The 21,564-nt window shown below is 41.3% G+C and carries 19 protein-coding genes and 1 riboswitch; of the genes, 9 read left to right on the top strand and 10 right to left on the bottom strand.

All coding sequences use genetic code 11. The annotated features are described in order from the left end of the window. Window positions 1-175 precede the first annotated feature (175 nt). Complete coding sequence (gene typA, locus AC0L7Q_RS00295; RefSeq protein WP_010392008.1) at window positions 176-1,999, top strand: translational GTPase TypA; 1,824 nt, start codon at window positions 176-178, stop codon at window positions 1,997-1,999. A 299-nt stretch (window positions 2,000-2,298) separates the two neighbouring features. Here the strand turns inward: typA and AC0L7Q_RS00300 are convergent, their stop codons facing one another. The 4 genes from AC0L7Q_RS00300 to AC0L7Q_RS00315 all read right to left on the bottom strand — a co-directional run bounded on the left by AC0L7Q_RS00300 (window position 2,299) and on the right by AC0L7Q_RS00315 (window position 5,482). After that, on the bottom strand, window positions 2,299-3,027 hold the full coding sequence (locus AC0L7Q_RS00300; protein WP_413401095.1) for a CBM9 family sugar-binding protein: 729 nt from the start codon (window positions 3,025-3,027) through the stop codon (window positions 2,299-2,301). Window positions 3,028-3,104: 77 nt separating this feature from the next. Continuing rightward, on the bottom strand, window positions 3,105-3,530 hold the full coding sequence (locus AC0L7Q_RS00305) for a BLUF domain-containing protein (RefSeq protein WP_413401096.1): 426 nt from the start codon (window positions 3,528-3,530) through the stop codon (window positions 3,105-3,107). A gap of 73 nt (window positions 3,531-3,603) precedes the next feature. Further along, window positions 3,604-4,695: an MBL fold metallo-hydrolase gene (locus AC0L7Q_RS00310; protein ID WP_413401097.1), complete on the bottom strand. Its 1,092-nt coding sequence runs from the start codon at window positions 4,693-4,695 to the stop codon at window positions 3,604-3,606. A 130-nt stretch (window positions 4,696-4,825) separates the two neighbouring features. Next, window positions 4,826-5,482, bottom strand: a complete 657-nt coding sequence (locus tag AC0L7Q_RS00315; protein WP_413401098.1) for a DUF2959 domain-containing protein — start codon at window positions 5,480-5,482, stop codon at window positions 4,826-4,828. An 86-nt stretch (window positions 5,483-5,568) separates the two neighbouring features. Here AC0L7Q_RS00315 and AC0L7Q_RS00320 point away from each other — a divergent pair, with 86 nt between their 5' ends. Further along, window positions 5,569-6,450 carry a virulence factor BrkB family protein gene (locus tag AC0L7Q_RS00320; protein WP_413401099.1) on the top strand — a complete coding sequence of 294 codons (882 nt, stop codon included), beginning with the start codon at window positions 5,569-5,571 and terminating at the stop codon, window positions 6,448-6,450. Continuing rightward, window positions 6,451-6,888, top strand: a complete 438-nt coding sequence (dtd, locus tag AC0L7Q_RS00325; RefSeq protein ID WP_010392023.1) for a D-aminoacyl-tRNA deacylase — start codon at window positions 6,451-6,453, stop codon at window positions 6,886-6,888. Here the strand turns inward: dtd and AC0L7Q_RS00330 are convergent. Further along, window positions 6,885-7,631, bottom strand: a complete 747-nt coding sequence (locus tag AC0L7Q_RS00330; RefSeq protein ID WP_409424391.1) for a spermidine synthase — start codon at window positions 7,629-7,631, stop codon at window positions 6,885-6,887. The genes dtd and AC0L7Q_RS00330 overlap by 4 nt on opposite strands. Window positions 7,632-7,754: 123 nt before the next feature. Between AC0L7Q_RS00330 and AC0L7Q_RS00335 the strand changes: the two genes are divergently transcribed. Continuing rightward, complete coding sequence (locus AC0L7Q_RS00335) at window positions 7,755-8,648, top strand: bifunctional GNAT family N-acetyltransferase/hotdog fold thioesterase (protein ID WP_010392028.1); 894 nt, start codon at window positions 7,755-7,757, stop codon at window positions 8,646-8,648. A gap of 54 nt (window positions 8,649-8,702) precedes the next feature. Here the strand turns inward: AC0L7Q_RS00335 and AC0L7Q_RS00340 are convergent, their stop codons facing one another. The 5 genes from AC0L7Q_RS00340 to dapA form a co-directional block, all read right to left on the bottom strand. Then, complete coding sequence (locus tag AC0L7Q_RS00340; protein ID WP_055012465.1) at window positions 8,703-9,734, bottom strand: phospholipase A; 1,032 nt, start codon at window positions 9,732-9,734, stop codon at window positions 8,703-8,705. 184 nt (window positions 9,735-9,918) lie between these two features. Further along, a complete protein-coding gene (locus AC0L7Q_RS00345) occupies window positions 9,919-11,040 on the bottom strand; it encodes a succinylglutamate desuccinylase/aspartoacylase family protein (protein WP_413401100.1) in 1,122 nt (373 codons plus the stop codon). Between the two features lie 5 nt (window positions 11,041-11,045). Next, window positions 11,046-12,251: a PLP-dependent decarboxylase gene (locus tag AC0L7Q_RS00350; protein ID WP_413401101.1), complete on the bottom strand. Its 1,206-nt coding sequence runs from the start codon at window positions 12,249-12,251 to the stop codon at window positions 11,046-11,048. Then, entirely contained in the window at window positions 12,251-12,991 is a 741-nt protein-coding gene (locus tag AC0L7Q_RS00355; protein ID WP_109875684.1) for a 2,3,4,5-tetrahydropyridine-2,6-dicarboxylate N-succinyltransferase, read from the bottom strand. The genes AC0L7Q_RS00350 and AC0L7Q_RS00355 overlap by 1 nt, the downstream gene beginning before the upstream one ends. A gap of 15 nt (window positions 12,992-13,006) precedes the next feature. Continuing rightward, a complete protein-coding gene (gene dapA / locus AC0L7Q_RS00360) occupies window positions 13,007-13,891 on the bottom strand; it encodes a 4-hydroxy-tetrahydrodipicolinate synthase (RefSeq protein WP_413401102.1) in 885 nt (294 codons plus the stop codon). Window positions 13,892-14,018: 127 nt separating this feature from the next. After that, a riboswitch (Lysine riboswitch) is annotated at window positions 14,019-14,198 on the bottom strand. A 187-nt stretch (window positions 14,199-14,385) separates the two neighbouring features. On the opposite strand from dapA, the gene AC0L7Q_RS00365 reads away from it, so the two are divergent. The 5 genes from AC0L7Q_RS00365 (at window position 14,386) to AC0L7Q_RS00385 (ending at window position 21,564) form a co-directional block, all read left to right on the top strand. Continuing rightward, on the top strand, window positions 14,386-15,084 hold the full coding sequence (locus tag AC0L7Q_RS00365; protein WP_055012467.1) for a DNA-3-methyladenine glycosylase I: 699 nt from the start codon (window positions 14,386-14,388) through the stop codon (window positions 15,082-15,084). A gap of 8 nt (window positions 15,085-15,092) precedes the next feature. Further along, window positions 15,093-16,502: a protein adenylyltransferase SelO gene (locus AC0L7Q_RS00370; protein ID WP_413401103.1), complete on the top strand. Its 1,410-nt coding sequence runs from the start codon at window positions 15,093-15,095 to the stop codon at window positions 16,500-16,502. 321 nt (window positions 16,503-16,823) lie between these two features. Continuing rightward, a complete protein-coding gene (locus tag AC0L7Q_RS00375) occupies window positions 16,824-17,885 on the top strand; it encodes an OmpA family protein (RefSeq protein WP_413401104.1) in 1,062 nt (353 codons plus the stop codon). Window positions 17,886-18,137: 252 nt separating this feature from the next. Further along, window positions 18,138-20,732 (top strand): bifunctional aconitate hydratase 2/2-methylisocitrate dehydratase, encoded by a 2,595-nt coding sequence (gene acnB, locus AC0L7Q_RS00380; RefSeq protein ID WP_418157349.1) that lies wholly within the window; start codon window positions 18,138-18,140, stop codon window positions 20,730-20,732. A 199-nt stretch (window positions 20,733-20,931) separates the two neighbouring features. Then, complete coding sequence (locus AC0L7Q_RS00385) at window positions 20,932-21,564, top strand: 2OG-Fe dioxygenase family protein (protein WP_138606691.1); 633 nt, start codon at window positions 20,932-20,934, stop codon at window positions 21,562-21,564.

A 21,564-nucleotide genomic window follows, 5' to 3' on the forward strand; every position in this document is an offset into this window, starting at 1 on the left:
TATTCATTTTATTGAGAAAGTTTGAAATTTTATTTTGGATAAACTTTCATCCATTCCATTTATAGGGGATAATATGCGCCCTTTTAAATCCTATGCTGGGACATCTCGTGAAAGCGCAGGTGAGAACGTATAGCCCCTGCAGGATCAATGAGATTCAATTTCTCTGAGTGAACATATGAGTATCGAAAAGTTAAGAAATATAGCAATTATCGCCCACGTTGACCACGGTAAAACAACACTGGTTGATAAACTACTTGAGCAATCAGGTACATTAGAAACACGCGGCGGTAATGAAGAGCGCGTGATGGATTCAAACGACATTGAAAAAGAACGTGGTATTACCATTTTAGCGAAAAACACCGCTATATCTTGGAATGATTACCATATCAATATCGTAGATACTCCTGGACACGCCGACTTCGGTGGTGAAGTTGAACGCGTACTTTCGATGGCTGACTCAGTACTACTACTTGTTGACGCTCAAGAAGGCCCAATGCCACAAACGCGTTTCGTAACGCAAAAGGCATTCGCGCAAGGCTTAAAGCCAATCGTTGTTATCAATAAAATTGATAAGCCAGGTGCTCGCCCTGATTGGGTTATGGATCAAATCTTTGATTTATTCGACAACCTAGGCGCAACTGATGAGCAGTTAGATTTTAAAGTAATCTACGCATCAGCAATCAATGGTTGGGCTACATTAGATTTAGACGAAGCATCAGATAACATGGAACCTATGTTCAAGATGATCGTTGACGAAGTATCACCACCGGATGCAGATCCTGAAGGTGACTTCCAAATGCAGATTTCACAGCTTGATTACAACTCTTATAAAGGTGTAATTGGTATTGGTCGTATTAAACGTGGTTCTGTTGCACCTAACCAACAAGTTACGGTTATCAGTGCAGACGGTACGACTCGTAACGGTAAGATTGGTTCAGTACAAAGCTACTTAGGCCTTGAACGTATTGAAACTGATAAAGCTTACGCTGGTAACATCGTAACAGTAACAGGTTTAGGCGAGCTTAAGATTTCAGATACGCTTTGTTGTCCTAACAACGTTGAAGCATTACCACCACTAAGTGTTGATGAGCCAACAGTAACAATGACGTTCTCTGTAAACAACTCTCCTTTCTGTGGTAAAGAAGGTAAGTTTGTAACATCACGTAATATTCGTGAGCGTTTAGACAAAGAACTAGTGCATAACGTAGCACTTCGTGTTGCAGATACAGATAACCCAGATAGCTTCCGTGTATCTGGCCGTGGTGAGTTACACCTAGGTATATTAATCGAGAACATGCGTCGTGAAGGTTACGAGCTAGCTGTTTCTCGTCCAGAAGTAATCTTACGTACTGTTGATGGTGTGTTAGAAGAACCGTATGAAACACTAACTATTGACTGTGAAGAAGAGCATCAAGGTTCTATCATGGAGCAAATTGGTCTTCGTAAAGGTGAACTTACTGACATGGCACCAGATGGTAAAGGCCGTATGCGTATGGACTTTATGATCCCAAGCCGTGGTTTAATCGGTTTCCAAACTGAGTTCATGACATTAACATCGGGTTCTGGTTTACTTTACCATACGTTCGACCACTACGGTCCGCACAAAGGTGGCGAGCTAGGTGTTCGTAAGAACGGCGTAATGATTGCTAACGCAACAGGTAAAGCACTTACTAACGCATTATTTAACTTACAAGAGCGCGGCCGTTTATTTATCGGTCACGGTGTTGAAGTTTATGAAGGTATGGTTATCGGTATTCATAGCCGTGATAACGACCTTACAGTTAACGCGCTTAAAGGTAAGCAACTTACTAACGTTCGTGCATCTGGTACAGATGAAGCACAAACACTAACACCAGCACTTAACTATTCACTTGAGCAAGCGCTTGAGTTTATTGCTGATGATGAGTTAGTAGAAGTTACACCTGAGAACATTCGTATTCGTAAGCGTCATTTAACTGAAAATGAGCGTAAACGTGCGGGTCGTGCTCCTAAGTCATAATCTATTAATTTAGAATAATGATTTTAAAAGCCGCTGTATTGCAAAATACAGCGGCTTTTTTGTTTTTAAAGTAAGAGAAGCTTTCAGTTTTTAGTTATCAGTATTGATCGCTAAAAGCGCAGCGCCTCTTACCCTCTTTGTAAAAAATTCACTTAAAAATATTTACACAAAGAGAAGAGAATGAGAAGTAAAAGAGGCAGGGCTTAAAGCAGCCGGTAATGCAAAGCTTCAATGTTTGTTAGCAGGGTATTTTTTCGTTGGGTTTCGCTGCGCTCAACCCAACCTACGCGCCAACTTTTTCACTTTTTCGGTAGTAAGGTGATTTTGCCAAACACGTCGGCATCAATATAGCCGAGGTTGCGGCTGCCGTTAACAGGCTGTACTTCGTGGGAACCCATAAAGTGCTCGCGCACTTCACTGCCATCGTTATCGCAGTAGGCGAGCATAAAACCAATAACTTGTTTTTCAGTTAATTTAAGCGGTGTATTTTGCGCGCCTTGTTGGAAATTATTTGGGTAGAGTTTTATTGCCACTTCCCAAGTGATGTTATAGGGCGCAGTGGTATTGCGTTTCCAGTTACTAACTAAATGGTCGGTATATAAATGCCCTTTTTTATCAGGCCCATAATCGGCAGCTTGGTTATCAAGGCCAATGTGATAAGCAAATGCTGTATGGTTAAATTGGTGATTACCACCCGATGCGTCACTATCAATAAAAACTTCGAGGGCATCATCATCCCAATATTTTACCGTTGGATCTGGGTGCGTATCAATTAGTACATCATCAGCAATATCGGCTTGCAAATATAAGTAGTTTTTATCCCATAAAAGACGATAGCGACCTTTAAAGTCAACATCTGATGAGGGAAGTGTACCATCCATTAGGTGTGGCATAGGATGCCAAGTGGCGCTATCCCATGCACTTTCAGAAACACCATCAATAACAATGGCTGTTGGTGTATGACTAACGTCAATAGCCATGAGTGGGTGGCTAAGTAGTAAACTAAAAGCGAGTAGTGTTTTTTTCATTAATCATCTCATCAACTAAGGGTGATTTAGCTTGACTTAAATAGCAATCAAAAACAATCTCATAGTCTATTTTTATATTAACTGACTGTGCTTGCTATACAGTCTTTTAATGTCAGCATTAATAAATGCGCACTTTCTCCAGACATTTTAAAAGGATTAAAATCAATAGAGCCTGAAAACTTGAGATTCAGTGATTCGGTTAACTTAGATTGCGGTACATAGCCCATTGACCATTTTTCAAACTCTCTTTCGGGAAGCTGGGTATAGTTGAGCATAATTACATTATGGTGACGCTTGTCGTTTAATATTTGTTGATAGGTGTTATTTACTGCCGTTCTAGAACCTTCCAGACATTGTAAAAAGTAATCATTGCTAAAACATAACATGCCGGTGACGTTTGTTTTTACATTATAGGTTCTAGCACTTTGTAAAATATTTTCTATATCTTCAGGCCCAAAATCACTACTTATTTTGCTGGCGTAAATAAGTCGTACAAGAAACATAAAACCTCCTCACTGTTTAGTTAATTAAACATAGTTCAGCAGGGAAGTTATTACTAATATTATGCTAGCTTGATTATAACGCGATGCTTTCACCTTCATTTAAAATATGTAGAGGTATTTTCGAGTCCATTTTTTTGTGCATATACAATAAACGCAGTAAGGCTGAATGACTAGTGTGGTCGCCCATTTTCCAACTTGAGTTACCATAACCCCAAGGTATCATTATTTTACAGTTAAGCTCTTGTGCTGCTGTTAGAGCGTCTTCAGGGGTTGTATGTACGTAACGATACCATTTAGGGTTATCTTCGCTGTAGTAAGAAGCTATAGGTATTAAGCACACATCAATATTGCCATATTTTTGCTGTATATCGCTGAAGTGTTTTGAATAGCCAGTGTCGCCTGCAAAAAATAAGGAGCTGCCATTTTGTTCAAGTAGCCAGCCATTCCATAAGTCTTTATCGTTGTCTTCATAAATAAAGGGTACTAATACACGGCTGCTAAAGTGATGAGCAGGCAAGGCATGGATAGCTAAATCGCCAATATTTGTTTTTGCATACCACGCCATTTCACTAATATTAAACCCGCCTGTAGGGAAGTTGTCGGCCATGCCTAGTGGTGTTAAGTAGCGAGGTTGATTACCGAGCTCTTCTATATCTGCTTTATTAAAATGATCGTAATGAATATGCGAGTACATCACAGCGTCTAAGTTTTTTAGCTCACTATCTGTGAGCCAATCGCCGGGTTGTCGGTAAAACCCAGAGGCTAGCCTAAATGCTAAATCTACAGGTGAGTCAAACTGCTCTTTTACAGGATCGAGTAACACTTGCTGTCCGTTAGGCGTGCGGATCATAAACCCAGCATGTCCCAGCCAGCGTAAGCTAAAGCCTGTATTTAAATTCATAGGCTGTTGCTCACCAATAAATTGGCAGTTTTCGCTGTCTTTTTCGCATTGTAGTTTTGGGCTAGTTGGATAGCAGTTGCTTTCACAGGTAGTCGGGTAAGTTTTTTCCCCGGGGTAGAGGTTATGAAAGCGTCCTTCTCGCTCGCCATCTTTATGTAGCGGGGTAATGGTTTGCTCCCCTGCAATAACTTCAACATGGTTAGCTGTTTGGCAGGCGCTGAGCATTGTGCATGCAAGTATTAGGGTAATAGCTTTAAACTTCATTTTACTGTTCTAATTATTATTTTGTAAAAGTATAACAACAACAGCGGATTAACGAAGAGCTTAAAGGTAACAAAAAGTAACAATAAAAAAGCCTACAATTTAGTAGGCTTATTAAACGGGTTTATAGTAATTAGCCCACGGTATTCATTTGCTCAATAAATTTATTTGAGTCTTCAATCGACTTATTCATGTCATTCATGAGTAACTGAATATCACGCTTAAGGTTAGTAAACTCACCTTTTATGGCGGCTACCGCTTGTGCGTTTAAGTTATGTTTTAAGTAAAGCACGTTATCTTGTAAAGACGATAATACTGGCTCCATTTTGCTCTCAGCGCTGCGCATTGAGCGAAGTAATTGGCTAAATTGGCGCTGTGTTGCAGCTAGTTTTTTACTGCTTTGACGCTTAAGTGAGGCGCTTTTGTATTGCTCTAACTCATCGCTCCACTCATCAAACAACGCATCAGCAACATCTTCTACTTTATTTATGTTACTTGATACTTCGTTTGCCGCCGCTAAGCTCGACTCGTAATCGTCATTAAGTTGATTGTAAGCATCTTGCAACTCACCGCCATCGAAATTAATTAAGGTAGTTAGGCGCTCGAGTGCTGATTGAAATTCTTGTTGCGACTCTTGTTGTGAGTCTTTCGTTTCTTCAACGCGATCAATAAGAATGTCACGTTTATGAACACCTACTTTTTCCATTGCCGAATAATAAGCCGACTGACAACCTGAAAGCATCAGCATTAACGAGAGTATGGCTGTCCCTAATAATGTTTGTTTTTTCATCTGAATTCCTATTTACGAGTGTTAATGCTGTAAATTATGGCCTTGATTGTTATTATAATCAAAAGCCCACCAACAAAGTTAATTGTATGAATGATAAGCTCTCCCATTATAAACAGCAAGTTAAGGCGTTTCTAAAACAGCAACCAGGCTGGTGGATGCAATATTTTAATCGCTGTATAGACGATCAAATAACCATTAATGCAGGGTATTTAGCATACGTTACTTTGTTATCGTTGGTTCCGTTGATAGCGGTGGGTGTGGCAATTTTCTCTGCTTTTCCTGGATTTGAATCGACCCGTTTAGCCATTGAAAGTTTTTTATTTACTAACTTTGTGCCCACTTCTTCCGATGTTATTAAAGAGCATATTAGCTCGTTTGCTGGTAATGCTAATCAAATGACGGCTGTTGGTATTGGCTTTTTAGCCGCTATTGCGTTGCTATTGATCCGCAATGTAGATGCCACGCTAAACCGTATTTGGCGAGTAAAGAAAAAACGCCCAATGATGATATCATTTGCTGTGTATTGGATGGTACTGAGCTTGGGACCTGTACTACTGGGTGCGAGTATTGGTGTCACCTCTTATATTGTGTCACTAGTGTCGTTCGCCGATCAGGGGATCCCTGGGTTTAGTGGTTTTTTATTAAAACTACTCCCTTATGCTATTTCTATGGCTGGTTTTATCATGCTGTATACCTTAGTGCCGAATACGCGAGTTTCATTTAGGGCCGCTATTCCTGGTGCACTGTTTGCTGCAATGTTATTTGAGTTAACCAAAAAAGGCTTTGCTTTGTACATTAGCCATTTTCCATCATACGAAGTGATTTATGGTGCGGTAGCAACCATTCCTATTTTGTTTGTATGGGTATACTTGTCGTGGGTAGTAGTGCTACTAGGTGCTGAATTTACTGTGTGTATTAACATGCAACATTACAATAAAAAAGAGCAACGAGCGGAGGATAGTGAATAAATGCAAGGACTAATTCAACGGGTAACACACGCCAACGTAGCAATAGAAAAACAGATTGTTGGTGAAATAAAACAAGGTATTGTATTACTGCTTGGTGTTGAAAAAGAAGATGATGAGCGTGTTGCTGATAAACTATTACACAAGGTCAGTAATTATCGAATTTTTAGCGATGAAAATGATAAAATGAACCTCAGTCTCAAAGATATACAAGGCGAACTATTAGTCATATCGCAATTTACACTTGCAGCTAATACCAAAAAAGGCATGCGTCCTAGTTTTTCATCGGCAGCCACACCAGACCAAGCGCAAGCATTATATAATTACTTTGTTGAGCAGGCTAAATTACTCGGTATAAAGGTAGCGACCGGTGTATTTGCAGCCGATATGCAGGTTAGTTTATGTAACGACGGTCCGGTTACCTTTAACTTAACCGCTTAAAGTGTTTTTTCAACAACCACAATGTGATTCACAAATCCGGTGATCTTTTTAATACTAACTGCTTCCCCAAACACGCGCTTAAGCACAAGTTGTAGCTGTGTAAGTTGGGAGCTATGTTGCGATAAAAAGTTAATAAATAAGATGCCCCGCTGAGCAAGCGCCTCATAAATTGTTTGATAAAAACATAAATCAAATAAGAATCTAGGGGCGTCTAGTTCACTAAATAAATCTAAAATAATCCAATCTATATTCACCACTGACTTCAAAACTGTTTGTGCATCTTCACAATAAATTTGGCCCTTTTCATTAAGGGCAAAAAAATCTTGGTAACAGTCAATTATATGAGGGTTTTTTTCTACTGAAGTTAGCTGCGCTTGAGGGTACTGTTGTAATAAGTAGTTACGTATAGCACCACCACCTAAACCGAGCTCAAGTATTTTTTTAGGCGCTGGTCGTTGCTGCCAAACCGTTGCTAAATAAGCAAGGTGAGGAAACAGTAATACTTGTGGACTCCGGGTTAAAATAACTGATTGCAAGGTGTTGTTAATAAGTAGCCAGCGCAGCTGTTGATGCTCTCGAACTTGTATATTTATGCCATGTTGATTATGCCAATAAAGTAACTGGCCTAGCGATGAACTATGCTCAATAAAGTGCCTGCTTATCAGGCCACTGCTACCATGGATATATTTATTCATGATATTGAGCATAAACCAGCAGGGGTAAAGCGCAATCGATTTTGTCATTAATTTTTTACAGTCATTTATAGGAAACCAAAGTCGTATTTGCAGTTTTACCCAGATCGAGTATGGTGTTTTTCACAAAATGCACAGCGTAATATTTTTACATTTTTAATTTATGGAGTCTGTATGTTTCAAGTGAGCACCCCTCAAAGTAGTGAAGACTGGCAAGCCTATTATCAATTACGCTGGCAAGTTTTACGTGCACCATGGGGCGAACCTCGTGGTTCTGAGCAAGACGATTTAGAGCAAGAAGCTGAACACCGCTTTATTAAAAATAAAGCAGGTGAAGTATTGGGTGTGGCGCGTTTGCACTTTAATAATCAGCAACAAGCTCAAGTACGTTATATGGCGGTTGCAGAGGGTAACCGTAATCAACATATTGGTAGCCGCTTATTACATGAGCTAGAAAAAATAGCGTGGAATCAAGATGCTGATGAATTAGTGCTGTTTGCTCGCGAACGTGCTCTGGAATTTTATCAGCGTCATGGCTACGAAAATAAAGAAAAAGCGCATTTAGCCTATGGTGATGTTCAACATTATAAAATGGTTAAGCTCAAGCCGAGTGAGCCAGGTTGGTTTCGCCACCCTAATTGGACTCAAGTACTGCAAAATACATGGCGTGAATCAATCCCTATTAGTGATGCTATGGGGATAAAAGTAGAAAGCTACACTGATTGGCAATTTACTACTCGTGCAGATTTAAATGCTAACTTAAACTTACACAACACCATGTTTGCAGGCTCTATTTACAGCCTAGCTACACTAACGGGTTGGGGAGCAACGTACTTAGCATTAAAAGAAGCCGGACTTGAGGGTAATATAGTGTTAGCCGATGCTAATATTAAATATTTAAAACCACTGAATACCGACCCTAAAGGCTGTGTTGATATTCAAACCTGTAAAGGTAACTTAATAGAGTTACAAGAGGCGGGTAAGGCGAGCTATTTAGTGCCAGTAACCATTTTTGATGGTGATCAAGTAGTTGCTCAGTTTGAAGGGCAGTTTGTGGTTAAAAAGTAATAAGAATAAACGAAAAAGCCAAGCGAGTTGCTTGGCTTTTTTTATTAGCGGTTATTACAGTAAGTCAGTCAGTAATATACCGACACCAAAGCGTTCAATATCGGCGTTATAGTCTATTAAACTCTCACCATAGCCATTAAAGTACTGCGCATAGCCGCGTACTCTTCCCCATAGAGGGAATGACCAATCAAGCTGAATTGCCCCGCGGTTATCTGAATTTAAATTATTACGAGTCATAAAACTAAATTCATGATCGTGAAAGCGATACGCGCCACCAAATTCAAAGTAACCCATGTATTTATAGATATCAGGGTTATCGTCACCTCGTGCATCTAACGGCGCAGGCTTTTCATTCTCAGGAATGCGGTACCAAGGCTTAAAGCTGAATACAAAGCCGTCATTTTCCCAAATGAAATCGGCATAAATACGGTTCCAAGAACGCGAGTTTGGCTGACTACGGCCATTAGATTGGTGTGAAATACCAATGGCTATTGCCATTTCATCGCCCCATAAAACGTTTTCAGGGTCTAAGTAATTAATCCAGAAAATTTCTGGCTCGTAATTAGTTTCTCGAAAGGGAGAAGAAATATCGTCGTTGTATACTTGCCAGTATGACTGCAGAGTAAAGCCAAAAAATATAGCTTGGTCTGAGTCGGCAAACTCATCATACAAAGGTACTTTAATTGATAACTGATATTTAGCTTCTAGGTTATCGAGAGGGTCGCCATCTTTTTTATCGGTTAATTCTGCAAATCCATCAAACGGGCGAGTGTTTGGGTTCGACATATAAGAAACCGGTAAAATATAATTACGTTTATGCGGCGTAATTACATTACGATTCTTTTTGCCAACCGCTTCACGGGCTTGGCGTTTATCGATAGCTGTTAGCTGCTTGCTTTCTTCAACTGCAGAGCATTTTTCGCGCAATTGATCGAGGGTTTGCTTACCGTCTCCACCTATCACTTCATTTAATATACATTGTTTAACCAGCTCAAGTTCATTGTTTTGCTCGTTTTTTGCTGTTTCTTCAGCAATAACAGCAGTACTTAGTAATGTTGAGAGTAGTATCCAGTGGCGCCAACTCATTATAATTCCTTTGTAAGTGAGGGAAGTAACAGATTTGTGGTGATTATAACGCATTTTTAACACGTATACGGTGAATTTGTCCTGAACTTTAATAAAGCAAAAAGAAAAGCGACCTAAGTCGCTTTTACTGGATAACTAGCTAATAGTTCGCTAGTTAGACTCTCACGCAATGAGAAGGGGTGAGCTAAAGCTCAAAAACGTTTGTAAAAAACTTATAAAGTTCAGTTCCTTGGTTCACACTAGCTGAGGCAAAATGCAATATCGCAATCGCATCAAGATCAAAGCTTAATGTTTGCAGTGGTTGTTCGCTTAGGTAGCGTTCCATTCTCAGTATTTTAGCTATAGGTTCGCCCGCTTTAATGTGCCCACCAAGAGGGGCTAAGTATTCAACCATGCCACCCATAGGTGCATAGTAAGCAATATAATCATTTAGTTGGCAGCCATACCTTGTCATCACCTTTGGCTTGTAGGAGGCATCAACAAATACTTTCTTATGATTTAAATAACTTAAAATACTATTGGCATCGTCTAGTGCAGCGCTTAAATCTATTTTTTCTTGGCTTCCTAGCTCTACCGTAAAGGCTTCAACTTGTACGTTAAAATTTCGGCCTTGCTGAGCAAGTTGCTCGCTAAGTTGCCACCATGGACAAAAGCTCGCTTCATCCATTGCCCCATCAAAGTCATTAGGGATCACTAACACATGGGGAATATTAAAGTAACGGGCACTTTCTGTGGCATATTCTGGGCAATATAAGTGCTGACTAGAAATAGGGCCGGTGTGTAAATCTAAAACAATATCAGCTTGATGCGCTAGTCTTTGTAAGTTTAGCGCTATGCGTTTACCCGTTGTTAAACGATAGTCTGGGCCATTGAGTTGCTGTTCAACGTCATTAATTAACGCGGCTTTAAACGCTGTTTTTAGAACTATATCGTCAGCGTCGCAGTATTGCTTTGCAAACTGTGATGCAAGCTGATTATTACAGTGATACATACGATTCCAATTCGTACCGGTAATAGGGTCGAATCGGCCAAGCGTAAATTCGCCTGACTTTTGATTACAGCCAATGGGGTTAGCGTAGGGAACTAAGGTAATATCACCTTTTAAATCAAGGCTTTTTAGCTGTTCAAGTAGTTGATAAATTACCGCGTTGCCTTGCACTTCGGCGCCATGCATATTAGCTTGTATATACACACTTGGGCCCGTGCCATCGCCTTTTAAACGATAAACAGGAATAGTCATTGGTAGGCCATTTGCCACTTCACCAACTACAATATTTTCCTGGCTTATAGCTGTGGTGTTATTCATCTTTTTTACCTCAAGTAGTGGCTTGCATTTTCTGCTTGGCGAATACAAATTATTTCGCCATGGTGTATAACATATTCACCGGCCAGTTCATGGCACAAAAAATACGGCATACTTTCGGTAAAACCATACGCACCGCATTGACTAAACACCAGCCAGTCATGTTCATTTAAATCGCCCGGCAATTGGTGTTCCCCTAAGCAATCTAGCGCCGTACATAAAGGTCCGTATAGGCTCATTGCTTGGTTTGCTGCGTTTGAGTCTCGTAATAAACGCGCAGGGAAATCTTGACTAGTGACCGCAGGGCGCAATAAATGATTAATGCCGCCGCTCATAATCACCTGTTGTTGGCCGTAGTTTAATTTGCGCTCAACCACAGGTGTGGCGTAGTGGCCGCATTCGCCGACAGCATAGCGACCTAGTTCCATCCACAGCTCTTTAACACCCGCATCGCGTTTAATCTTTGCAAGGGCTGCTATTAATGCATCCCAGCTTAAAGTCGGGTCATTAAGGGTGTAAGGAATACCTAAACCGCCACCTAAATCTAAAATATTCAGGTTTATATTTAAGTTATTAGTAAGGACTGTAAGTGGTGTAATCATTTGCGACCACAGATCTGCAAGTTTGTCGCTGCTGAGCATGTTACCCCACTGAAAAATATGTAGGCCATCAAAGCTCAATGCTTTGTAGTCTTTAGTATTTAGCGATTGCCATTCATCGCACCCTAAGCCAAATGGAGTAAGGCTATCACCACCAAGTGGGTTTTTATCACCCTCGGGCCAGCGTAATTGAACGCGCAGTAATACTTGCAACTGGCACTGCTGGGCATTGGCTTGTTCGTTGAGCCAACGAACTTGATTAAGACTTTCTGCCACAAAGGTGCGTACGCCACGTGCAATAAAATGTTTAATTTGTTTTGGGCTTTTAGCAGGACCCGTGTTGAGCACGCGCTCGCTGTTAATTCCTTGGGCAAGTACTTGCTCAAGTTCGCCTTTACTTGCAACATCAAAGTTAAAACCAGCGTTATCTAAACTTTGTATCACTTTAGATAGGGGATTGGCTTTAACCGCATACCAAAGCTTTACTTCGGTTTGCGCCACTAAGTGCGCAAGGTGCGCATCTAGTGAGTCGAGGTCGTAGACAAAAAATGGAGTATCGAGTTTACTCGAAAGCTCATCAATAGCGCTTTTAACGGGCGTGCTCAAAAAGGTCATTAACGTAAAACCTCTTCCAGAAGTAATGACGCGTCACTTTGCTCGTCACGGTATTTAACAATTAAGGCACACGACATACTTAGGCCTTGAGCACGTGCCCAGTCGTTTGACGCAGGGCGAGAACCAGGGATCACAATCGCGTACTCAGGGATTGCTTCACCTTTATCAAGCTGACGCTCATTAACGCAGTCATAAACAGGGATGGTTGCCGATAAGCGAACACCAGGGGCAAGTACCGCGCCTTTTTTAACTACCACGCCTTCAACAATCACACAGCCTGCACCGATGAATGCATCGTCTTCTATGACTACAGGGCTGGCACCAATGGGCTCAAGTACCCCGCCTAATTGTACCGCGGCGCTCAAATGAACATTTTTACCCACTTGCGCACATGAGCCAACCAATGCGTGGCTATCTACCATAGTGCCCTCGTCAATGAAGGCGCCAATATTTACGTACGCAGGTGGCATAATAATAGTGCCTTTGGCAACATGTGCACCTCGGCGCACACTTGAACCACCTGGCACCATGCGAACGCCTGCTGTGGCTTCAAAGCATTGCGGCGCTAGATTATGTTTATCAACAAAGCCACCAGGAAACTCCATGTTAGTGCCGTTTTTAAACGCCTCTAAAATGCCTTGTTTTACTTCTACGTTAGCGTGCCATTGGCCGTTTTCGTCTTGTGTTGCTGCGCGAACCGCGCCCGTTTCTAAATTATTTAATAGTTCTAACCAGCTCATTATAAAAACCTGTATTTAATGCCAAGATAAAATGGTGTTGTTTGCCGATGAAATGTCATCTGTGTGTGTCAGCTCAAGGTGTGTTAAAGGTGGACGTAAATACGGACTACTAATACGCCCTTGTAAATGCATTAACACTTTGACTGGGATAGGGTTTGCTACTGAAAATAAGCTATTGATAGCGCTAGACCACTGGGCAAAAAGATTAGGGTGTTGGCCGCTTAAACTGCGCTGTACAAACTCATGGGTTTGCACTGGCCATGCATTGGCTGCAACCGACACTAAACCTCTTGCACCTGCTTGGGCAAAATAAGGCATGAGGGCATCGTCACCACTAAAAATGGCTAATTCAGGCGCTGCTTGTCGATAAGCTTCAAATTGAGAAATACAGCCACTGGCCTCTTTAAGTGCCCATAAATTTTTATGTTGTTTGAGGTTTTCAATGGTTGCAATAGGAATGCTAACTGCGCTACGTCCTGGCACATTATAAAGCATACAAGGGTGAGAACTGGCATCTAGCAGGCTTTCAAACCAATGCGTTTGCCCCAGAGCGCCTGGTTTGGCGTACAAAGGCGAGCCAAGTAAAAAACCATGAATAGGCAGTTGGTTGCAGTAGTTAACCCATTCAAGCTGCTGCTTTAAGTTACTACCACCGACTGCGACCATAAGCGGGACGCTCGGCTGTAATTGGCAGACATGCTCTACGATGGCTTGCTGCTCTTTTAGGGTCAGGGCTAACCCTTCGCCAGTGCTACCAAGTAATAAAATGCCATTGTTAGCGGCTTCTTGCTCGGCTACCAAGGTATTTAAGGTTGCGTAATCAACTAGGCCATTTTGATCAAATGGGGTGATCAGCGCAGTCCATAAATGTAAATTGTTAATATTGAAGTTGTTGATCATCTCTCACGAACTTATAGGGCATTCGTCGAGTTATTGGCGGGTATTTAGGGTGCCGGACTCTTTGAATGTATTTATAATTCGAAGAGCGAATGGGCTTAATTAATAGGGCGCACGGCCTTATTATACTAAGACCAGAAGCTCTCCACCAAATATGTTATTGGTGACAGTCGCTAGGATTCAACCTAGTCGCCCGAAGTAATCTTTCACAAAAAAGTGTTACCTCTCGGCGTTAATTCCCCTCACGTATGCTCAATGGAGTTTGCGCTCCTAACATACGCTACCTGAATAACGCACCTCTTCCAGCCCTTTGCATTTGCTATTGAAAAATCAATTAGCAAATACAATGTAATAGGGTAAGTGTGGCGATTAAACCACTTTAGCCGTCTAGGTGTCAAGTGACTAAATACAGAATAGTTCATCGATAATAGCAACGGTTACGTATTGGCTGCTTTTCTCGTAAACTAGTTTCATGGTCGAAGTAAGGTATTAAGCAGATGGAAAAATTTAGCGATATTTATAAGCGTGCAGTGGAGCGAAAGGGCTCTGAAAAAATGCTTAAATTGTTACTCGAAAAACCTTTATCAACAAAGCAACTCGTCACATTAAGTGATGATGATTGGCTAGAAGAATTTACTCGGAAAGTTTTTCAAAGTGGTTTTTATTGGTCGGTGATCAACAGTAAGTGGGCCGGATTTAGAGAGGTTTTCTGGGATTTCAGTGTTGAAAAATTATTGATGATGCCACCAGACATGTTAGAACAAAAAGCCAGTGACGAACGGATTGTGCGCAATTATAAAAAAGTAAAAACCATTACTGATAATGCGTATATGATCCACGAAGTTGCAGAGCAACACGGCAGCTTTAGTCAGTTTATTGCTAACTGGCCAAGTGAGGATATTATTGGCTTGTGGGCATATTTAAAAAAGCATGGTGCAAGGCTTGGTGGTAATACCGGCCCTTATGCACTGCGCGCCTTAGGAAAAGATACTTTTTTACTTTCAAGAGATGTAGAAAGCTATTTGCGTGCACATAAAATTATAGATGGTGGATTACAAACTAAAAAGTCACTAAGTGCGGCGCAGGCATTCTTTAATGAACTGCAGCAGCAAAGCGGCTTAAGCATGCAAGAGCTAAGCTTAATTGTCGCTTATGGTGTAGGCGACAATCGCGTAGGTATCAGCCAAAAACAATAGGATTAAACATGAAATTAGTGCCAAGGTATACCGATATTGGTGAGGGGTTTGCTATTAGCGATCATCCAGCCAAGGTGACAGCGCCACAGTTATTGTTATGGAATGAGCCCTTAGCTGAGCAATTTAATATACAAGTGAATGCTGATTCTCGGGCAAATATATTCAGTGGAAATGAACCTCAAGCAGTTTCTGCAGTTGCATTAGGGTATTCGGGTCATCAGTTTGGTCATTTTTCTCCACGCTTAGGAGACGGCCGAGCGCATTTACTTGGCGCGATCAGTGATGATAAAAACCAGCTTTGGGATTTGCAATTAAAAGGCGCTGGCGCTACGCCATTCTCGCGTGGTGGAGATGGGCGCTGTGCATTAGGACCTGCTATTCGTGAGTACGTAATGAGCGAAGCAATGCATGCGCTTGGCATTCCTACTACGCGTTGTTTAGCCGTGGTTGGTAGTGGTGAAACTGTTTATCGTAACCCGCCGCAACCTGGCGCTATTGTAACGCGACTCGCGAGTAGTCATATTCGAGTTGGCTCGTTTCAATATTTAGCTACCCAAGGCGATTTGACCAGTCTAAAAAACTTAGCCGATCTAGCCATTCAAAGACATTACCCTGAAATTAACAGCACTGGCGCCCAGCGATACTTGGATTTTCTAGCCGCAGTGATAACCAATCAAGTTAACTTAGTCGTAAGTTGGATGAGGGTGGGGTTTATTCATGGGGTAATGAATACCGACAACACCTTAATTAGTGGTGAAACCATAGATTACGGTCCATGTGCCATGATGAACCAGTTTGATTTTGATACCGTGTTTAGCTCTATTGATAAGCAAGGGCGTTACGCATTTGGTAATCAGCCAAACATGGCGAGTTGGAACTGTGCTCGCTTAGCAGAGAGTCTAATGGCACTAATAAGTGACGACGATGAGCAAGCCGTAGCAATGCTGACACCTATTATTGCAGACTTTTCGACTCAGTTTAATCAGCAATTTAGTGCTATGTGGGTACAAAAGTTAGGGCTAACAGTCACTGACGATAAAGATAATGAGCTAGTGGGAGAGTTGCTAGGGTTATTAAAAGAATACCAGCTTGATTATACCAACACTTTTAATGCGTTAACTGAGTCGTTAAATGGGCAAGCTGAAATACCATCAGTACTCGCCTCTTGGGCACAGAAATGGCAAACGCGAACTAATGAGCACAGCTATCAAGTGATGCGACAAGCCAATCCGGCTGTGATTCCCCGTAATCATATTATTGAAGAGATTATTTCTCAGTTCACTACGCATGGGGATAGTGAGCTACTCAGTCGTTTTAGCAAAGTGATGTCGAGCCCTTACACAAGCAATATTCAAGCTACAGAGTTTCAACAGCCGCCTGAAGATGATAAGAATTACCGTACTTTTTGTGGTACTTAAGTGTTAATTTTTGCATTTGAAAATGAATATAAAAGGTCATTTTTTACCACGGAGATGTTCATTCATAGAGCAAACTATGAGCGGGTGATACCATGATACCCACAAAGGCCAGTAATCGTATGGGGTTTAAAGCGATTGTTTGCTTTTTGAACTAGTCTTTGTTTAGTAACATTTTTTATGGGCTAGTTTTATTATCCTAGATATTGGAAAAATATATTTGCGTTAAGTATTGATTAACAAAGGCTCAGTTACTGTATAGGTAAGTTAGAAGGGCTAGCAATGCTTAGCTACATTTTTAGTTGTTAAAATGGGAAGAAAACAATGAAATTGAAATCACTTACAATTGCCATTGCGTTAGCTGCAACTAGCGCATCAACTTTTGCTGCCGAACAAGAAGGTTTTTACATCGGTGCGTTTGGTGACTACTACGATGCTTCGTGGAAAAACATGCGTGATCAAGCTGGCCTTGACGTTAACGAGTCAACAGGTTGGGGTGCTGAATTAGGTTACCGCTTTAATGATTACTGGAGCGCGCGTTTAGAATACGCAGACTTAGACTTTAATGCACATGACAAAGTACTTAACAATCGCAACGATATTGACGGCGAACGTTACGGTATTGATGCGCTTTACCACTTTGGCGGCGGTCCTTTTTACGGTTTATTCGGTCTGAAAGATATTGATGTTGTTGATGACAACACGTTCGTAAATGCGGGTGTAGGTTACCGACACTTTGTTACAGATAACTTCTTTGTAAATGCTGAAACCAGTGTTTACCAAGGTTTAGATAAAGGCTACACAGATGTTGGCGCAAAGTTAGGTATTAACTACTTCTTTGGCCACAAATCAGCGCCAGTAGCACCAGTTGAGCCTGCTCCTGAGCCTGTAGTTGAAGCTGCAGTAGTTGCTCCTTTAGATAGTGACAACGACGGCGTGATTGATGCTAATGACAAATGCGCCAACACACCAATAACAGATGCAGTTGATAGTGACGGGTGCACTTTATACGAAGAGTCTAAAGTAACTACTAAGCTATTAGTCACTTTCCCACATGACTCAGCCATTGTTAAACAAAGATATTTTGATGATATAGCTGCGGTATCAAAATTTATGAAAGAGTATACAGATACAACTGTATTACTTGAGGGTCATGCTTCAGCAGTAGGTGATGCTGGCTACAATAAAAAGCTTTCTCAAAAGCGTGCAGACGATGTTGCCGATGAGTTAGTAAAAGATGGTATTTCAAGAGAGCGTATCAGCACGATAGGTTATGGTGAAGAGCGTCTTGTAAATAAAGCGAATACGGCAGAAGCGCATGCAGAAAACCGCCGCGTTGAAGCGCATATATCAACCGTTGAACGCGTAAAAGTTAAACGTAAATAGAACGGCTACTTTACAAAAAACCCAGCTTAGGCTGGGTTTTTTTATGGCTGCTAATAAGTATTCATGAAAGTTGACTTTATGAAATTCACTATTCATATTATTAATAATCGGTATAACTAGCTGCCTAAGTGGATGGATTTTAATCTATGCATAAAAGCTTTATAATCGAGCGTTAGAATACTATAAGTATTGGGTTATGGTTTGTTTTATAAACACTTCCGAGTACTTTCACGTCACCAAGAGGGCAATACTGTGCTACAAGAATATCGTAAACACGTAGAAGAACGTGCCGCGTTAGGTATCGTACCAGCGCCATTAGATGCTCAGCAAACGGCTGATCTTATCGAGCTAATTAAAACCCCACCGGCAGGTGAAGAAGAGTTCGTACTAGAACTATTAATCAACCGTGTACCGCCGGGTGTTGATGATGCAGCCTATATTAAAGCTGGGTTTTTAGCGGCTGTTGCTAAAGGTGAAGCCGCTTCTCCACTTCTCTCTAAAGAAAAAGCAGCTGAATTGCTAGGTACTATGCTTGGTGGCTACAATATCGCGCCTATGGTTGACTTACTTGATGACGTGGCGTTAGCGCCAATCGTAGTTAAGGGCCTTGCAAACACTTTATTAATGTTTGATGCGTTTTACGATGTAGAAGAAAAAGCAAAAGCAGGTAATAAATACGCCAAACAAATCATTGAGTCTTGGGCTGCAGCAGAATGGTTTACTAATAAGCCAGCTGTTGCTGAAAAGATATCGGTTACTGTATTTAAAGTTACTGGTGAGACAAACACTGATGACTTATCACCAGCCCCAGATGCATGGTCACGCCCTGATATTCCGCTTCATGCATTAGCGATGCTGAAAACAGAACGTGATGGTATTAATCCTGACAAAAACGGTGAAGTAGGTCCTGTCACTCAACTTGAAGAATTAAAAACTAAAGGGTTACCACTTGCTTACGTAGGTGATGTTGTTGGTACGGGATCTTCACGTAAATCTGCAACTAACTCTGTGCTTTGGTTTATGGGTGCTGATATCCCATTTGTACCAAATAAGCGCGTAGGTGGTGTCTGTTTAGGTAATAAGATTGCGCCTATTTTCTTTAATACAATGGAAGACTCGGGTGCATTACCAATCGAATTAAATGTTGATGAATTCAACATGGGTGATCAAATCGATATTTACCCTTATGAAGGTGTTGTTAAACGTCACGGTACTGATGACGTGATCTCTACATTTACACTTAAATCAGAGGTCATTCTTGATGAAGTTCGTGCTGGTGGTCGTATTCCACTGATCATTGGTCGCGGACTTACAGACAAAGCACGTACATCACTAGGTTTAGGTGCAACTGACGTATTTAAAGTACCAGCAGTTACTGAAGTGTCAGATAAAGGCTTTACGCTTGCGCAAAAAATGGTGGGTAAAGCATGTAACGTTACCGGTATTCGCCCAGGCCAATACTGTGAACCTAAAATGACCACTGTTGGCTCGCAAGATACCACCGGTCCTATGACACGTGATGAGCTTAAAGATTTAGCCTGTTTAGGTTTCTCTGCAGATTTAACAATGCAGTCTTTCTGTCATACATCGGCTTACCCTAAACCAATTGATGTAAACACGCATCATACACTTCCTGATTTCATCATGAACCGTGGTGGTGTATCGCTTCGCCCTGGTGATGGTGTAATTCACTCTTGGTTAAACCGTATGTTATTACCAGACACCGTAGGTACGGGGGATTCACATACGCGTTTCCCATTAGGTATTTCATTCCCAGCGGGTTCAGGTGCGGTCGCATTTGCAGCAGCAACGGGTGTTATGCCACTTGATATGCCTGAGTCAATATTGGTTCGTTTTAAAGGTGAAATGCAACCAGGTATTACTTTACGTGATCTTGTTCATGCCATCCCTTACTACGGTATTAAAGAAGGTCTATTAACAGTTGAGAAGAAAGGTAAAATCAACGAATTCTCTGGTCGCGTACTAGAAATTGAAGGAGTTGAGCACTTAACTGTTGAGCAAGCATTTGAACTATCAGATGCATCAGCTGAGCGTTCAGCTGCAGGTTGTACCGTTAAGCTTTCTAAAGAGTCGATCAGCGAATATCTTGAGTCTAACATTGTTATGCTCAAGTGGATGATTTCTGAAGGTTACGGCGATGTTCGTACGATTGAGCGCCGCATTACAGCAATGCAAGAATGGCTAGCTAACCCAGAACTAATGGAAGCGGACAAAGATGCAGAGTACAAGCATGTGCTTGAAATCGACTTAGCTGACATTAAAGAGCCAGTACTGTGTGCGCCAAATGACCCTGATGATGCGCGTTTACTATCTGACGTGACAGGCGAGAAAATTGATGAGGTATTCATCGGTTCTTGTATGACTAACATTGGTCACTTCCGCGCCGCGGGTAAATTACTCGATGGTTTTACAGGTCGTATCCCAACACAGCTTTGGGTTGCACCACCAACGAAGATGGACAAAGACCAGCTTACGGACGAAGGTTACTACGGTATCTTTGGTCGTGTTGGAGCACGTATTGAAACGCCTGGGTGTTCACTGTGTATGGGTAACCAAGCACGTGTTGCAGATAAAGCAACGGTTGTATCTACCTCAACACGTAATTTCCCTAACCGTTTAGGTACAGGCGCAAATGTGTTCTTAGCTTCAGCAGAGCTGGCAGCAGTAGCGGCAATTTTAGGTAAATTACCTACTCCGGCTGAGTACCAAGAATATGCAGCGAAAATCAATGCAACGGCAGCAGATACCTACCGTTACTTGAACTTCCACCGTATGCCTCAGTACACTAAAAAAGCAGACAACGTAATTATTCAGCAAGCTGTATAATTAATAGAGTTTGAATGAAAAGCCCGCTTCGGCGGGTTTTTTATCGTTTAAATTTAATTTGGATTATTCATGCTTTAATAATCTTATATTGAATTAAATTTAATTATTATTTGCTTTTGAGTTGGATAATAAAGCAAAAAATCCTCGCTATATGCATTAAAATCCCTGCCAATATTATCATTATTATAAGCAGGATTTTATGACCGCATTAAACAACCAGAATTTACTGCAACTTCGTTTTATTAACCAAGCCAACATTGATTTGGTTAAGCCTTCTTTTGATAACTTACCTGCAAATCCATATGCAGATGGTGCGTTTCGCAAACGCCGTTATTCAGTAGTTAAACTACAAAATGGTGAGCTCAACCTTCAAGCGACTAAAGCGTTTGTGCAAGACGATTCAATTAATACCTTTCAAGGTAATGTTGAACGTACTTACGAAAATTTAGAGCAAAGCTTGCTTGAGTCTGAGGGTATGAAAAATATTGTTAGCGAATTTTGTGCGATTACCGGTATTGATGCAGATCGTGATATTGAAATTCACCAATTTAGAATGCTTGCCATTGATAGCGATACGCCTGCGGCTCCTGAAGGTGTGCATCAAGACGGGTTTGACCATGTATGCGTATGTGGTGTTTCTCATGAAAATTTAGAAGGTGGTGAGCTATTGGTTTATGAAAACCAACAAGCTGAACCGTGTTTTAAAATGGAAATAAAAGACGGCATGTTCGCACTAATTAATGACCGTCAGGTATGGCATAACGCCACGCCAATGAACAAAATTGATGCCAACAAACCAGGTTACCTGGATTGTTTTGTACTAACTGCTTAA

This window comes from Pseudoalteromonas sp. KJ63-1 (genome assembly GCF_055808145.1).